We start from the raw sequence: 16,147 nt of genomic DNA, 5'->3' as shown, positions 1-16,147 counted from the left end.
CTCGTTCGGCTCGGCTTCGCCATCGCCGCTTGCCTTCGGCTTTGCGGGATGGCCGCGCGTGCCGCGCGGGACGTTGTCCGCTCGTGGCTGGCTCCTGGCTCGGCGCACAACGTTTCGGCGCACAACGGGGAAGCCGACAATCGCTCTGTCGACAACGTCCCGACTGACAATGGTCCGAGTGACAAATGGTCCCGGCGACGACGACTCAGCACCCAGCCGGGATCCCAATGGCCCGCCTCGCAATGGCCGCTCGCCTGACTGTTTAGGCGGCGGTGTGGAGCTGGTTGCGTCTGGGTTTTCGTTCCGGGTCCAGCCAGGGCGGCGGATAGAACGTCGGGATGCCGTGGACGAGTTTTACTTCCCACTCGCTTTGGTGGATCAGCGTGTGGTGGTGTCGGCAGAGTAGGACGGCGTTGTCGACGGAGGTGTCGCCGCCGTTGGCCCAGTAGTGGATGTGGTGGGCATCGCAGTGCCGGGGCGGTCTGGCGCAGCCCGGGAAGGCGCAGCCTCGGTCTCGGGCTACCAGGATTCGGCGGATTCCTGCTGGGAAGGTCCGGGTCTTGCGGCCGATGTCCATCGGCTGCGACTGGCCGCCCAGCACCAGCGGGATCACCCCGGCGTTGCAGGCGAGCTGGCGGACCTGGTCGGCCGGGATGCGCTCCCCGTTGTCCAGCAGAGCGTCGCCGGTCTTCGCAGCCAGGTCGTCGTAGCTCATCGTCAGCGTGAGGGTGACCGGCTCGCCGCCGTGCTCCGGGAGCTGGTCGGCGCGGACCATCAGGTTGACCAGCTCGGCGAAGGCCTCGCCCTCGCGTTCGGAGCGGTCGCGCTGGTCGGGGCCTTCGCCGGTGTCCGGGCGAGGCTTGGCCAACGGATCCAGGGCGGCCTCGTAGGCCGCACCGGTGACCTTGTCCAGCAGGGCGCGGATCTCCAGCATGCCGTCCTTGCGCCAGCGCTTGTGGTGCTGGTTGACCAGCCGCTCCGGCTGGGGCTCGCCCGGCTCAGGATCGTCCTGGTAGAGGCCGTAGGCCAGGCCCTTGCCGAAGTCACCGATGGCCTTCGGCTCGTGCTCACGGGCGAACTCCACCACGAGGTTCTCGACCTCGGTGGGCAGGTGCTTCATCGCCTTGGCGATCTCCGCGACATGCGCGATCGACAGCGCGCCTTCAGCGGCGGCCGAGGCGGTCTCGGGGAGTTCGGGAGCTAGTTCGCTGCCGGTCGGCGTGATCGTGCTGCTCAACAACGCGGCATTCGCGACCATCTGCCTGGCGGCGTTGCGGTCGCAGCGAATCACATGCTGCAGTACGTATGCCACATCTTTATAGCCAAGCTCGGGACCGGCTCCGCGCCGTTCCAACTCGGCGATTTCCTGCATCTGGTCGAAAAGCTCCGCCCGCATCCTCTTCTCTCGACTGACGATGCTGGCCAGCAGCGCGTCAGTCGAGAGGAGTTGGACGGGGTTTTCGCTCACGTGTTCGATACTACCGCAAGATCACGACCAGATAACGCGAAAAAGAAGACACCATCGTGTGAACCGACCCGCACAACGAGGAGAAGGGGCGAAGCGAGCCCGAACGCGGGTAATGCCAACGCGGAAAACCGGTAATGACGGGAACCCGACAGCACAAACGCGGCCACGCACGCAAAGCGATTGGGGCGATGACGAAACCAAAGCCCGTAAGGCAGTTCACAGCGCGAACGTGGCGTATGCGGTGCCGTTCGCGCTCAAAGCCTTGGCGATCCTCCCGTCCCCCGGAGCCTGCAGCAGGAACTGGTACGGGATAGGCGCGAACTCCTCGGCCGCCTCCCCGAGGATCGTCAACGCCAGCGTCAAGGCTTCAGGCAGCTCGTCCGCCAACAAGTCCTCGGCATCCTCGAAGACCAGGAGGTACCCGTCGGCAGGCAGCCACGACAGGTCGGTGAGCATGTCCTCGAGCGCGGGCCAGTTCGACCCGAAGTACGAGGGAAACTGGAGGGCGGCGGAGAGTTCGTCGAACCAGCCGTCGACCGTGCGGCAGCGGGTGCCGCGGATCCGCCGCACCACGGCCGAGTCCGACGACAAGGCGGAGATGGCTTCGCCGAGCGCTTCGGACGTGGCCGAGGTCAGGTGGAACGAGGGTGGGCCCGGTTTGAGGAGATCCGCGAGGCTCACTTGACCTCCTTGAACGTGGTGTAGTGGTCCGGGGAGTAGAAGGTGCGGCCGTTGCCGATGACGAGGCGTTCCGGGCCTCGGCCCTTGCCGGTGTAGGGGCGGACGTCGTACTCGAGGTACTGGATCTGGCGGCCCGCGCCGTCGGCCCACGGGAGGCTGGCGCCCTTCTTCACGCCGAAGTTGCGGTAGGGCTTGCGGCCCACGAAACGCGGGTTGCGCGGGTCTTCGCCGCCGGGGCGTGGTGGGAGCTTCACCGGGCCGCGCTGGGGTAGTTGGGAGCGGTCGATCAGTTGTTGCTGGGTGACGGCTAGACCGGGGCCGCCCAGGCGGAGGCCGCGGATTTCTTCGCCTGCCCAGGCTTTCATGCCCAGTCTGCCGATTTCGGCGAGGTCGACCCAGCGTTGGCCGCCGTCGCCGGTGAGGAAGTAGGAGATGTCCTTGCCGGAGGCGGCGAGCACGTTCAGCGCGTGGACGGCGGCCGTGGTGTTGTCCGTGATGGTGTCGAACTCGGCCAGGACGTCGGAGGCGTTCATGCCGGCTTTGGCGGCGACGTCGATCAGCTGCCAGACCTGGGTTTTCGGATCCGCGTCGGTGAGGAGGGTCTGGAGTCCCGCGATCGTGGTGACGCCGGCCTTGCCGAACCTCTGCAGGCAGCTGTTCAACGTGGACAACGAGCCTGCCGCGGTCAGGAGCTCGGATGGGATCTGAGTGACCTCGGCCAGGCCCGAGTGGGTGTTGTAGGCGTCGATGATCTTCGTGACCAGGTCGAGGCGGGCCTCCAGCTCCAGCAGGGCGCTCTGTCTGCTGCCGGAGGTCGTGGCGTCGACCAGGTCGTCGTAGTGGGTGCCCAGGTAGTCGCCGTCCAGCGGGTAGCCGTACTTCTTCGCCAGCCCGTCGACCTTCGCCCAGCGCGCGGCGATCGCCTCCGACTCGCCGAGGCGGTCGGAGAACCGGTTCATCGCCTTGGTGAACTCGTCGAGCTGGCGGTCGGTGTTGTACCGCTTGTCGTTCATCTTGTTGCCCTCGCGGGCAGCCTGCTCGGCCAGCCTGGTCAGCTCGGTTCCGTCGAACGACAGCCGTGCGGCCACCTTGGGTTTGGGCCTCGGCGTGCTGTCGTCGTCGTCCGACTCGGAGTCCGGCAGCTTGGTGAACGCGGTTGTGCTGCCGAACGCCGACAAGAGGATCGCGTTCATGGTCTGGTCGCGCAGGGCCAGCCGGTCCTTGGCCAGCTGTGCCGCGGTCTTGAGTTTCGGGGTGCCGGACGACGTCTTGTTCTTCTCGGTCTTGCCGGTACCGGTCGGCAGGGTGACCGATTTGGCTCTGCCACGGCTGGACTTCTGCTTGGGCTTGGTTCTGGACATGGCGGCCTCCTCAGCTCAGCTCGGCCAGGTAGGTCAGCACTAGGCCGACGGAGGTCAGGGACTCCTTGTCACCGTCCAGCGAGAACGTCCACCCGGAACCGTCGTCGCGGGCGCGCTGGTCGGTGGGCGCCAACGTCAAACCAGGAGCGTTGAACGGATGGACGCCGGTGATCGGGCCGACGATGCCGGGGAACATCGAAGGAGTGAACGGCAACTGCAGGTCGGATCCGTCCAGGAACGACTGCCACTCGTCCGGGAAGTCGGCGGCGAGGTCGAAGAACTGGGCGGTGACGAAGGGTTTGAGCATGCCCTTGACGGCGTTCGCCAGAATCTCGCCACCGTCGTCGGCCGTGTACCGCACGGTGATCACGACGTCCCGCACCGGGATCTGCCGCCCTGTCAGTTCAAGACGCCACGAGGAGACCGCGCCGGTGCCCTCGAACGGCAGGTAGCGGACGTCGTCGTAGCGCAGTTCGAACAGGCCGTTGTTCTCCTGGGCAGTGGTCTGCGACAGCGCGATCCGCTGCCCAGCCCGCCAGTCGGAGCGCACCGTCGGAGGTGGTGGCTGTTTCGGGTCGAGCAAGTGCCGCACGGCTTTGACGTCCGGCTCCAGTACTGTCTTGTGACTCAGCTGGGTCAGCATCGCGTTGGGTTGTACGGCGCCGTCGGCGTCGAAGAACTCCACCGACACCGTGCGGATCTGCCGCCGGAAGTGGCCGGGGAAGTCGCGGTCGAACAGGTCCTCGCCCAACGAGAACTCGCACAAACCACCATCGACCAAACGCAGCAGCGCCAACGGATCCAGCGCCAGCAACGACACCTGCCTGGTGATCTCCAACGAGCGCGCGTCACCACTCTGGTGCGCCTGCCCGAGTCGTTCGAGGTCGAGGCTCAGGCTCTCCCCCGCCAGCAGGCCACCGCGCCGGCTTTCCCAGTACAGCGGCTGGATGTACGTGTCGGTGGCGCCCTGCTCGAACTGGTGCGCGCGCTCGGCGGCACGAGCCGTCTCGTACGCCATCGAGTAGGCCTGGAAGTACAAAGAGGACAGTCGACCGGCCATCCAGCCGTAGAGCTGCGCGCCGGTGAACTTGTCCCGCAGGTACGCGCCGATCTCCTTCTGGTGCGCGATCTCCCGCGCGTGGATCTCGGCCTCGCGCCGCACCGACGCCAGCTGCTGCTCGGCCGCCGCGATCTGGTGCGTGACCTGGGTGAGGTCGCCGCGGGCGGTGTCGAGCTGGAACTGCCAGTCCTCCGCCGTGCGTTCCTGCTGTGCTCGCACACCCAGCAGCTCACCGGTGATCGAGAAGCCCTCGCCGAGGATCTGCGTGATCTCCGAGGCCTTGTCCAGGACGGTGCCGACCTGCTTGCCACCCCACTCGATGCCCATGATGAACGGGCCGATCTTCTGCTGCGGCCACGCGTAGGCGATGCTCGACCCGATCTTGGTCAGCGCCGCGGTGAGGTGCAGGGCCGACGCCGTGCTCATCAGGCCGATCTGGCCCTCCTCCAGCGCGTTCAGCCCGGTGGAGATCAGCCGCTCGTAGTGCGCGATCCGCTGGTCGGTCGCGGTCCGGCCGGCCTGGAGCTCGCGCAGGTTCGCCTCGGCGGCCTGCACCTGGGCGTCCTTGATCGCCGACGTCAGCTCCAGGATCACGGCCTCCTGCCGGTTCTGCAGCAGGGTCAGCTCTTCCGCGTCACGACGGTCCAGAGTGGACAGCAGGTCGTTGCCGAACTGCCGCAGCTTGTCGACCAGCTCCTGCGCCCGCCGGAACGTCGTGTCGAACCGGTGGTGCGGAACCGCGACCGCCGAGCTCGACGTCACAGCGGACGACACCGAGGCACCCGACGCGACCGCGCGGACCAGGTCCATCGGGTCGATCGGCGGCTCGAACAACGGCAACGGCCGGCTGACGCCCATGATGTCGAGCGATGCCCGGATCTTGCGCAGCCGATCTTCGACGCGGTCCCAGTACTCGGTGAACAGGCTGTTGTCCGGGATGCGGAAGTAGCCGTTGGCGAGCCCGGCGTGCACCGCACCCGGCCCCTCCAGCAACGTTCCGCCACCGGTCAGCTCGGCCACAGCGCTCGATGGCGCGGTGCCGTTCAGCCCGGCGTAGGTCGACGTCGGCGTCAACGCCGCGACGCCAGGACGTTCGGGACGCAGCCCGAGCAGGTCCCACGCGAAGATGTAGAGCATCCGCGCCTCGTCGATGCTCTCCATCGTGTACTGCCGGAACAGCAGGTCGCCCCATTCCAGCAGGTTGTCGACGTAGGCCATGACGACGGACCGCCGGTGCGCCACCGGACGCAGGTCGGCGATGGCGTGCGGGTCGAACGGGTCGCGCCGGTAGGTCTCGATCAGGCTGTCGTGGTCACCGACCAGGTCGTACTGCCGTCCGAGCTCGGCGACCAGCGCCGCACGTTCTTGGAGCTGTTCCAACGCCCGCACGACGTTCTGCCACTGCGTGCGCTTCGGTTCCCGCATCCGGGGCGTGATCTTGCCCTGGGCGGCGACGACCGCGTCCGCCAGCACGAGGTGCAGCTGCGACGCCGAAAGCCGGTCCAGCACCACCTTTTCGGGATCGGTCAGCTTCCGGTTCTCCCGGAACGCGGGCGCGAGTACCCCGAGGTCGGCCAGCACGCTCGCGAGCTGGCCGGAAAGCCCGGCGGGCTCGTCGAAACCGGCTGCCTTCACCGTTTCGGCCAGTTCTGCCATGTCCCGGCGGCACCGGTCGGCCAACGCTCCCAGGTCGACCGCGAGGAACGGCAGGAACCGCCAGTAGCGCGCCGTCTCGGTCGGGTCGAAGACGTACTCGTACCACTGCCGCGCGTCGGCGAACCGTTGCGCGCTGTTCAACGCCTGCGCGATCAGCACCGGCGCGTGGCAGAAGATCTCCCAGTAGTAGACGCCGTTCGCGCTCTGGAAGTCGAGGTGCGCGCTGGAGGGCAACCGGGAGGCGGCGACCCGGTTCGACACCTGGATCGTGTTGCGGTCGGAGCGATCCGTCCGGAAGGCGGGCCGCTCGTCGATCTCCTGGCTCGCCGGGTCGAGCAGCGCCGCCACTCCCCCGGCCAGCAGCCGCTGGTTGAGCTGCGCGGCCGTGCTCGTGGTCAGCCGGACGACCTCGATCGGCATGGCGACCCGTTCGAACGGCCGCAGCACGGTTCCCGACTTCGGGTAGCGGAGGAAAGTCGCCCCGACGAAGAAGTACAGGTGGTCGCCGTCCAGCACACCGTCGAACTGCTCCGGCAGCTCACCCCAGTTGCCTTCGGCCCGCTGGAACGCCGCCAGCTCACCGGGGTGCGCGCCCATCCGCGCGTAGTACGCACCGCTGAACGCATAGCGCTGAGCACCCCGCGCGAACACCGCGGTGATCCTCACCCGCAACGGCTTCGGGTAGCCCTCGTCGACGGCGTCGGGCACGGTGTCGCCCGCCAGCGTGTAGCGGAAGTACTGGTCGGCGCTGGTCAGGTAGAGGTACCCGTCCTGCATCCACGCGGCATCCACAGTGGACACCCCACCGACGGTCACGCCTCGGTTCAGCTCGGCGCTGGGCCGCGTGGTCTCGGTGGACTTGCGCGGCCGGCGCCCGCGTTCCGCGACCACCTCGGTGTACGTGCGGGTGGCGTCGTCGAAGTACCAGCTGGTGTTCTGCACCCGCAGTGCCGCACCGATCCTGCGCTGCGGCAGCTCGTCCGGGTTGTCGGCCAGGCGTCGCGGATAGCCCTGGTCGATCTTGTCGTACCTGTCTCCGGTGTAGCGGACGTAGTCGTCGCCCCAGATCAGGAACGTCTGGCGTTCGTCGGGGTCGACGATCGCCGCGTCGAACCGCGGATGGCGCTCGAACACACCACCGGGCGTCGGCTTGCCGTCCCCGCGCACGACCTGGTCGAGCTCGGCCGAGTAGAACCACTCCACGCCGTTGAGGTCGGTGAACGCGGCACTGATCGACTGCCACTTCGGGAAGCGCTCGGTGTTGGTGGCGATGTTCCTCGGGTAGCCCTGCGCGACGGTGCCGAACGGCGTCCCGATGTAGCAGAAGTACTGCGAGCCCGAGAAGAGGTACGTGTGGTCGGCCCGCCGGATCACCGCGTCCACCTGACCGGTCCGCGCCAGATTGGTCGCGGTGCGGCCCCACTGCTCGGCGGTCGGACGGATCTTGGCGGCCTTGCCGTTGGTGACCTCGATGAACCCGAACAGCTTGCTGTTGAAGTAGATCTGCTTGCCACCCACCGCGACGGCCGCGTTGACCTGCTCCCACGCCGACGGCAGGCCGAGGTCGGTCAACGGCTTCGGCTCGACCGGGTCACCCGCGGCGACCAGCGCCGGCCGGCACAGGAAGCTGCCGCCCTTGTGGTCGATGCTGAACCAAGGGCCGTAGTCCGTGCCCTTGGTACTGGTGAACCGCACGACCTTCGGCCGTTCGACGCCCTCGGTGAACTCGGTCCGCGCCAGCACGTCCAGCATCGGGTCCGCGGCGACCACCCCGCTGCCGGGACCGATCGCGGTGAGCGGCACCTCGACCAGTTCCGGAGTCAAAGCGGCCGACACCGTGAAGGTCTCCTTCTCCAGCGAGGATGACAGCGCGGAGTAGGTGCACGTCACCGAGATCGACTCGGCCAGCACCTCGACGGCCAGCCGGACGTCGAAGATCGACCCGTCGCGGCGGGTGTCCATGGCCAAGGTCTGCGCGGGCACCCACTCGCCGTTGAGGTTGTAGAACGAGTAGTGGATCCGGACGCGCTCGGTCTGCGGCGGTGCCGTGACCTCCTGCGACTTCCCGGACTCCTTGGTGGTCAGCGTGGTCGAGGTCGTGGCGGACTGGACCGACTCCTTCGTCGTCCAGAACACGAACACCCGGTTGAACGCGTGCACCGGGTGCACCTCGTCGGCGTCGATCTGGACGTCGACCTTGAGCCACGGGTCCCAGGCGGCGGTGAGCTTGTCGGCGCCGGAGAACCTCGCCCGCCGGTAGTAGTAGCGGCGCGGCTGGGTTCGGGTGCGGCCGAAGAGCACCAGGTCGCGGCCGGGCACGTCGTCCGGTGCGAAGACGTGCCCGCCGGCGATCGCGAGCCGCGAGACCTCGGTGTACTCGTCGAGGTACCGCTTGTACGCGCGTTCGACGGCTTCCGGCGTGATCTCGCCCTGCAGCAGGTCGTTCTCCAGGGCCTTGAACGCCGGTGTCTTGCCTTCGCGCAGCTCGGGCCGCAGGTAGTTCTCCGGGTACAGGAAGACCTTCCGGTTCGCTTCCCACGTCCGGTAGTTGCGCATCCACTCCCACCTGGCGCGCAGCTTCTCCCGCGTCTCCCGAGAGGAAATGGTGGCGGGTTCGAGGTCCATGAAGTACCGATGCAGGAACAGCTGCGTGGCCGCGATCGCCTCCCTGATGGGCGAGGTCATGCCCCGGCTGCCCATGTCGACGTCGATCAGCAGCTGCTCGAACAGCTCGCGGGACGTCTCGGCGCCGGTCTTGTGCAGCGCCAACGACAGCAGCGCGTCCCGGAGCGCGACCGTGAGCTCGTCGTGGACCTGCCGTTCGAGCGTCTTCCAGTCCTGCGGGCTGAACCTGTGCGCCAGCAGGTCGTACAGCTGGTCCGCGACGGACGTCTTGCCCCGCAGCCCGGTCCAGATCTGGTGCACTGTGGACGGTCCGGTGCCGAACTTGCGCGCGACGTCGAACACGTCGACCAACCCGTGCAGCAGCTCCAGCTCGACCCGCTCGTCGTCCCTGGTCAGCAGGCCGCGCCGCCGGACGAGCCAGCGGAGTTCGTCGACGTCCCAGCCGAAGATCCCGGCCAGCGCGGCGTACGGGTCGTCGAACGTGCGCTGACCAGCCACGAGCTCAGCGAGCCCGGCGTGTTTGCGTGCCAGTTCAGCGAACCGCGCGATCGTGTGGACGTCGTCGAACCGGTAGTCCGCGCTGCCCGACCAGCGCTGCCGGAACGTCTGCGGGTAGCCCCTGTCGATCGCGTGGAAGCCCCGGCCCGAGTAGCGGACGTAGTCGTCCCCTCTGCCGAGATACGTCCGTCCATTCAGGACGAACGCGGCGTCGATGCCGCGTTCGAACGGCAGGTCTCCCCAGTCGTTCTCGATCGTCCGAGGGAAGCCCATGTCGACGAACGTGCGGTCGTGACCGCTGTACCGGGCGTACTGCCTGCCGCGGAACACGTACAGCTCACCCATGGTCGCGACGAACGCGGCGTCCAGCCCAGGCGCGTCGAGGAACTCGTTGCGCACGCGGCCCCAGGTCTCGCCGAGCGGCTGCGCGGTGTAGGTGTCGGACTTGAACCAGTACTGGCCGGCGAACAGGTACGTCGTGCCGTTCGTGGCCCGGAAAGCCGCGTCCACGCCGTCCTGAAGCTCGACCGGCAGTGCCGTCTTCCGGCCCAGATCGGCGGCGAGACCGGCTTCGATCGTGCGCGGATAGCCCTCGTCGACGTAGGTGGTGTCGGAACCTGAGTAGCGAACGTACTGGTCACCGCTGAACAACAGCGTGCGGCCGTTGGTGACGAGTGCCGCGTCGACCTTCCCGGTCTCGGCGATCAGGTTGCGGGCCTGGCCGGTGATCTCGACACTCGCCGTGGCGGTCCGCGAGACGACGTGGAGGCTCTCACCGACGAACAGGTAGGCCGTGCGCGGGTTGGCGATCACGGCGTCGAGCACCGGCGACCCGGCTTCGACCCGGTCGGCGATCACGTCCTCGAACGTCTCCGGCAGGTTCGCGAACGTCCGCTCGGTGCGCAGGTTGTCCGCGATCAGCTTCGGATAGCCGGGGTCGACGAACCGGTAGCTCGCGCCCGAGTACCGGACGTACTGGTCGCCGGAGAACAGGAACGTGAGGCCGTCACCGTCCACAAAGGCCGCGTCGACGCTGCCGCCGTCCGCGAAGTTGTTGCGCGACCGGCCCCACGCGTCCCGGATCTCCCGGTACGGCGCTGCCTTGCCGTCGGCCACGCGGGTGAACTTGGTGCCGGAGAACAGGTACGTGCCGGTGTCGCGGCCGACGAACACGGTGGTGAGCGGGCCGGGTTGAATGCCGGGCCACAACCTCGACACCGGCCGTGGCGACGACCAGGTGCCCGCTTTGCGCGTCAGGTAGGTCTCGCCGAGCACGAAGATGTACGTGTCGCCCTCGACCAGCACGGCGTCGGGAACTGCCCTCTCTGGGAGGCCCCAGAAGTTCGCGTCGGTGGTCTGCGGGACGTCGTCGGGCTTGCCGTAGTCGGTACCGGAGAACGTCAGGTACCGCAGCGAGCCGTCCTCCGCTGGGTGCTCGAACACGTACGTCGTGCCGTTCGTGACGTACGCCAGCGTGACGCTGTTGAGCCCCCAGCCCTCGGAGATCAGCCGCGGCTCGCCGTCGATGCGGCTCAGTTGCTCTCCCGCGTAGACGACGTACTGGTCGCCGCTGAACACGTAGGTCCGGCCGTCCTTGCCGACGAACGCGGCGTCGACCCGGTTGTCGTCGGCGATCGTGTTGCGGCCGCGACCCCAGTCCTCGGCGAGCGGGAACTCGCGCTTCAGCCCGGTGTCGTAGCAGGACGTGCCCTTGAACAGGTACGTAGTGCCGTCGGCGCCTTTCAAGATGGCGTCCAGACCGTCGCGGAACCTCGTCGGCACCGTGCGCAACGTCCGCGGCCGGAACGAAGTCCTGCTGACGGTCGTGCCTTCCAGCGAACTGACCCGTTGCCAGCCCTCGGGCGTTTCTGCCAGCACCGAGCCGTTCTCCATGAACGCGTTCCGGACCGCGCCGACGTCGTAGCGGGCGTGCAGCGACGACGACACGACGTGGGTCTGGCCGTCCGCGACGAGATAGATGTTGCGGCGGTCGGCGAACGCGGCGTCGATCGGTCCGGCCAGCGGCGGCAGGTTCGCGAACCCGGGCTCGGTCTTCAACGCGTCGAGCGCGCGCGGGTAGCCGTCGGCGATCCTGGTGCCGTCGTGGCGGACGTACTGGTTGCCGGAGAACAGATAGGTGGCGGTGCCGACGGTGAGCGCGGCGTCGACCCGGCCGTGGCGCGCGATGTTGTTGACGACGTTGCCCCACAACGAGCTGATCGGCGCCGGGAACCGCTCGTCGAGCTTGGTGTAGTCGCCGTTGGAGTACCTGACGTAGTCCTGGCGCGAGAAGAAGTAGGTCTTGCCGTCCTTGCCGACGAACGCGGCGTCGACGCGGTCGAACGGCAGGCTGTCCCAGTGCTCGCGGATCTCACGCGGCTCGGACCACCAGCGGCGACGCCCGTCGAACACGACGAACCTGCGTTCCGAGAACAGGTACGTCCTGTCGTCGCGGCCGGTGAACACCGCGTCGATCGTGCCGAACCCGGTGTCGGGCAGGTTCCACCAGTTCTCGGCGAGCGGGCGGGGGTAGCCGGCATCGGGGGTCGCGTAGGAGTTGGTGGAGTAGCGGACGTGGTACTGGAGGTCGTTGGCGGCGCGCACCTCGATGCGTTCGCCGACTCGCTGCAGCACCAGGGCGATGCCTCGGTCAGCAGTCAAGCGCCAGGTCGAGGTGGGGCTGGGTGAGGTGGCAGCGGCCATGATGATGGTCGTCGCGGCGGCGACCGTGATCCCATGCTCCTGCAGCTTCTCCCTCAGCGCCCGCGACACCACGCCCGCGTTGAGATCCGCCTCGTGCTCGACACCAAACTCGAACAGCAACCCGCCCTTCCCGAACAGGTGCGTCGCACCGTCCAGCACGAACGACGCCCCGACCTTGACCAGCCCACCCCAGTCGCCGGCGATCTTGCGCGGGTAGCCGGCATCAACCACCGAGTAGTCGGCGCCGGAGTAGCGCAGGTAGTTCTCGCCGCTGAACAGGTACGTCATCCCGTCCAGACCGACGAACGCCGAGTCGACCGCGCCGTCGGTGAGCACCGGCCCCAGCTGACCCCACCGCTGAGCAGTCGGTTCGGGCTCCCGGCCCGGCCGCGTGGTACGACCGTCCTTGAACAGGTGCACAACGCCGGAACCGTCCCGCAACGCCGCGTCGAGCGCGCCGTCGAACCCCGTCGGCACGTCGCGCAGGTGCGTGGTGATGGTCAGCGGGAAGCCCTCGTCGATCGTCACGCCGTCGTTCTCGACGCAGTCGCTGTAGCGCACGACCTGGTTGCCGGAGAACAACACCGTCGCGGCGCCGTCGGTGTAGGCGGCGTCGATTCGCGTGGTGTCGGCGAGCGTGTTGCGCACTCGGCCCCACACGCCTGCGGTCGGGCGTTCGGTGTCACCGAGCGCCAGGGTGTGATCGCCGGAGAAGAGGTGGGTGGTGCCGTCGCGGTCCTGGAACGACGCGTCCACAGTGGACCGGAAGCGGTCCGGCACTGGTGTCTGACGCCCCTCGCCCTCCCACCACTCGCCGATCTCGCGCGGGTAGCCCTCGTCGACGAACTCGTAGTTCGTGCCGGAGTAGCGGACGTACTGGTCGCCGCGGAACAGGTAGGTGCGGCCCTCGTCGTCGACGAACGCGCTGTCGATGCGTTGGGGTGCGGCGAAGTTGCTGTGGACCTGGCCCCAGACCTGGTCGCGGTGGTCCCAGTGCGCAGTGCCAGGCGCCTTGGCGAACGCGTGCGTGCCGCTGATGATCCATTCGGTGCCGGAGCCGTCGACGAACGCCGCGTCGACGGAGGTCAGGAGAGCGAACCGCGGCGACAGGTCTGTGAGCGGCTTGGGGCCGACGGCGACTTCCGTTCCCGGCGCGTAGATCCAGTAGTTCTGGCCGTTGAAGAGGTACGTCGAACTGCTTTCCAGCAACGCGTCGACGCGGGTCACGCCCGGTGGCAGGAGCAACGGTTCGCTGAAGCTGCCCGCGAGGTCCTGGTCGTGGAAGACGACCGCGACGGTGGTGGCGTCGAGGCCGAGCCTGGTGGCGAGCAGGGCGAACCGGCGGATCCGGTCGTGCGCGCGCACGCTGCCGCCCAGCAGCTGGTCCAGTGCTTCCGGGACGCTGCCGGCGACGCCCGTGCAGATCGCCTCGGTGGTGTCGACCGGCAGGCCGATCGCGTCGGCCAGGGCGGCGAGCAGGACGGTGCGCTGCTGCGAGGCGAGAGTCGTGACTGCCGTGGTGATCTCGGCGATGGCCGCGGTCAGCTCGCGGGACTGGACGTGCAGCAGGTAGAAGACGTCGAGCGCGTAGTCCTCCATGCCCGGCAGGCTGAACGCGGCCGACTGGCCGAACCGCGCGAGTCTTTCCTGCGGCACCACGAGGTCGTCGTCGAGGTCACCGCGCGCGACCAGCAGCCCGACGAGGTTCGCGGCCTCGTCCTCGTCGAAACCCAGTTCCGCCACGGCGTCGAGGTCGAACCGGTACGGCTGCTGCTCGGCCAGCGCAGCGCGGATCCGGCTGGTCGCGGTGGCGAGGTCGGCGTGAGTGAACAGGTTCGGCGTGGTCAGCTCGATGACGTTCGAGCCGTCGGCGAAGAACTCCCGCATGTCGCCGGGCACCCGATCGTCGACGAGGTAGGTGCCGTCGAGCGCCTGAGCCATTTCGGCAGCGGCTGCGGTGTCGGCGATCTCGGCGAACGTCTCGTCGTCCACGGTGAGCAGCTCGGCGCGGGTGCCGGCGAGCTGTGCCTGCATCGCTTCCAGGATCGACGCGCGGTACGGGTGGAACGAGATGTCGACGGCCAGCGTGCCGGTCAACGCCGTGATGTCGGTGTAGTTGCCGTCGCGGTCGACGTAACCGTTGAACCGCAGGCTTTCCAGCAGCTCGTCGGTGTCGACCGGCAGTTCGGCGAAGATCTCCGGGTCGAGGGAAACCTCGGCAGCTCGGGCACTTGAGGCGATCGCTTGCAGGGCCTCGAGAACCGCGTCCCGGACGTTGTCGAGCGGCACGGTCACGCTGCTGGGCAACGAGAGGATCGTGCCGTCCGGGTCGAGGTACCCGAGCGCGACGAGGTTGTCGTAGAGCTCGGCTCGTTCGGCCTCGGCGAGGTCGAGCTGGGCGAGATTCGACGGGTAGAGCGTCTCGGACTCGCCGATCAACGCGAGCAGCGGCTCCTGGACGGCGTCGAAGTCGTTGGACAGCACGAAGTCCGCGGTCAGCGTGTCGGGCAGCAGCAGGCCCTCGGCGTCGACGTGACCCAGGAGCACGAGGTTGGTGCGGATCTTGGCGGCGAGCGTCTCGGCCAGGCCAAGGCCGCGGAAGTCGGCGTCCGTGACGACGGCGAGGTCGCTCAACGCGTCGTAGGCGGCCGTAGCGAGCTCTGAGGGTCGCAGCAACCGCGGGTCGCGTTGGGAGACAACGCTTCCCGACTTGACCAGAACGTCGTGCACCACCTGGGAAGCCCGCTCGCCGAAGCGTTGCGACACGAAGATCTCCGGGCCGAACGCGACACCGTCCAGGCTCAGCTCCAGTGGCTCCCAGTCCCCCTCCACCGACCCGAGGACGACGCCGAAGTCGCTGATGTCCAGGCCGTGCGCCCGCAGCCAGCGCACGACCCCGGTCAGCAGCCGGATCAGGCACAGCGCCGACTCGACGTCCGGCGCTTCGAGCATCGCGTGCAGGTCGGTCACGACGGGGTCGATCTCGCGCACCCCGAACGCCGTCGTCTGCAGGACGGTGGCGTCGGTGCCGAGCGCGTCGAGCAGCCCGAACAGCTCGTCGACGCTGATGTCGAGCGCCGTGGTCAACTGACCGGTCCGGTAGAGCAACGACAGCGCGCCGAGGCCGAACGCGTCGAACGGGCCGGACCGCGCGACCGTTCCGGGATAACGCTGCCGCACACGCCGGACAACTCCCACAATACCGGCTTCGGAAAGACCGGTGAGTTCGGCGAGCCTTTTCCGGCTTTCCCGGTTAGACGGCGAGAGAATGTCACCGGCAATTTCCGGGACCGGCAGTTCGAGTGGCGCGACGAGGTTCACCACGACGCCGATCGGCAAGTCCAGGTCGCGGTGAATGCGAAGAATCGCAGCCAGAATTCGCAATGCTTTGACGTCGATGACGTTCGCGCAACACCGGTGCAGCACCTGCTCCAGGTCGGCGAAGGACAGGCCGACCCGCCGGGCGAGCCGCACGAACCTGCCGACGCGCTCGAACCACTCCGCCGGCACCGGCTTCCCGAACGGGTTGTCGAGCTTCAGCAGGTCGTCGAGCTCGGCCTCGGTCAGCCGAACGGCCTTGCGGAACGCCTCGGGATCCTGCGGCCCGGCCACCCCGGCCGCGACCGTCGTGAGCAGCGCGACCTCGGCCGCGGACAGGCCCAGGTACTCGCGGACGAACGCGTCGCGGTTCGGCCGGTCGTCGAACAACCCGTGCAGCACCACGGGATCCACGCCGAGGTGGCGCAGGTACCCGCGCACCTTGACCCGGTCGAAGTCGAACGGCATCGAGTACGGCTCACCGAGCTCGTGCATCCGCCCGGCGTCCGGCCCGATCACCGTCGCGAGGACGCGGTTGACCACGTCGAGGTACGGCACCTCGGTGTAGGTGGCCGCGGTGTCCAGCGGGATCGCGGTGATGTCAGCCCTGCGGTCGGAGCCCGTCAGCGGCGCGCCGTCGAAGTTGTCGTCGATCAGCTGCAGCAGGTCGACCAGGTACGCGGCCGGCGAGTAAACCGAGCGCGCCTCGTCGACCGCGCGGAAGTCGAGCTCACCGAACAGCTGCTCGTACGTCGGCAGGAAATGGTCGCGGCGCAC

4 protein-coding genes are annotated in these 16,147 nt (G+C 68.2%); all 4 read right to left on the bottom strand.

All coding sequences use genetic code 11. The features are described 5' to 3' along the window. Window positions 1-262 precede the first annotated feature (262 nt). Complete coding sequence (locus AB0M24_RS13655) at window positions 263-1,468, bottom strand: DUF222 domain-containing protein (protein WP_363765706.1); 1,206 nt, start codon at window positions 1,466-1,468, stop codon at window positions 263-265. Window positions 1,469-1,684: 216 nt separating this feature from the next. After that, on the bottom strand, window positions 1,685-2,149 hold the full coding sequence (locus AB0M24_RS13650) for a barstar family protein (RefSeq protein WP_363765703.1): 465 nt from the start codon (window positions 2,147-2,149) through the stop codon (window positions 1,685-1,687). Next, the gene (locus AB0M24_RS13645) at window positions 2,146-3,510 is read right to left on the bottom strand and encodes a ribonuclease domain-containing protein (RefSeq protein WP_363765699.1); all 1,365 of its coding nucleotides are present in this window, start codon (window positions 3,508-3,510) and stop codon (window positions 2,146-2,148) included. The genes AB0M24_RS13650 and AB0M24_RS13645 overlap by 4 nt, the downstream gene beginning before the upstream one ends. A gap of 10 nt (window positions 3,511-3,520) precedes the next feature. Next, complete coding sequence (locus AB0M24_RS13640) at window positions 3,521-16,147, bottom strand: hemopexin repeat-containing protein (protein WP_363765696.1); 12,627 nt, start codon at window positions 16,145-16,147, stop codon at window positions 3,521-3,523.

The organism is Lentzea sp. NPDC051838 (assembly GCF_040681245.1).
In the GTDB taxonomy this organism is placed as follows: domain Bacteria; phylum Actinomycetota; class Actinomycetes; order Mycobacteriales; family Pseudonocardiaceae; genus Lentzea.
The sequence above is the reverse complement of the archived record's forward strand: the minus strand, read 5'-3'. Positions and strand labels throughout refer to the sequence as shown.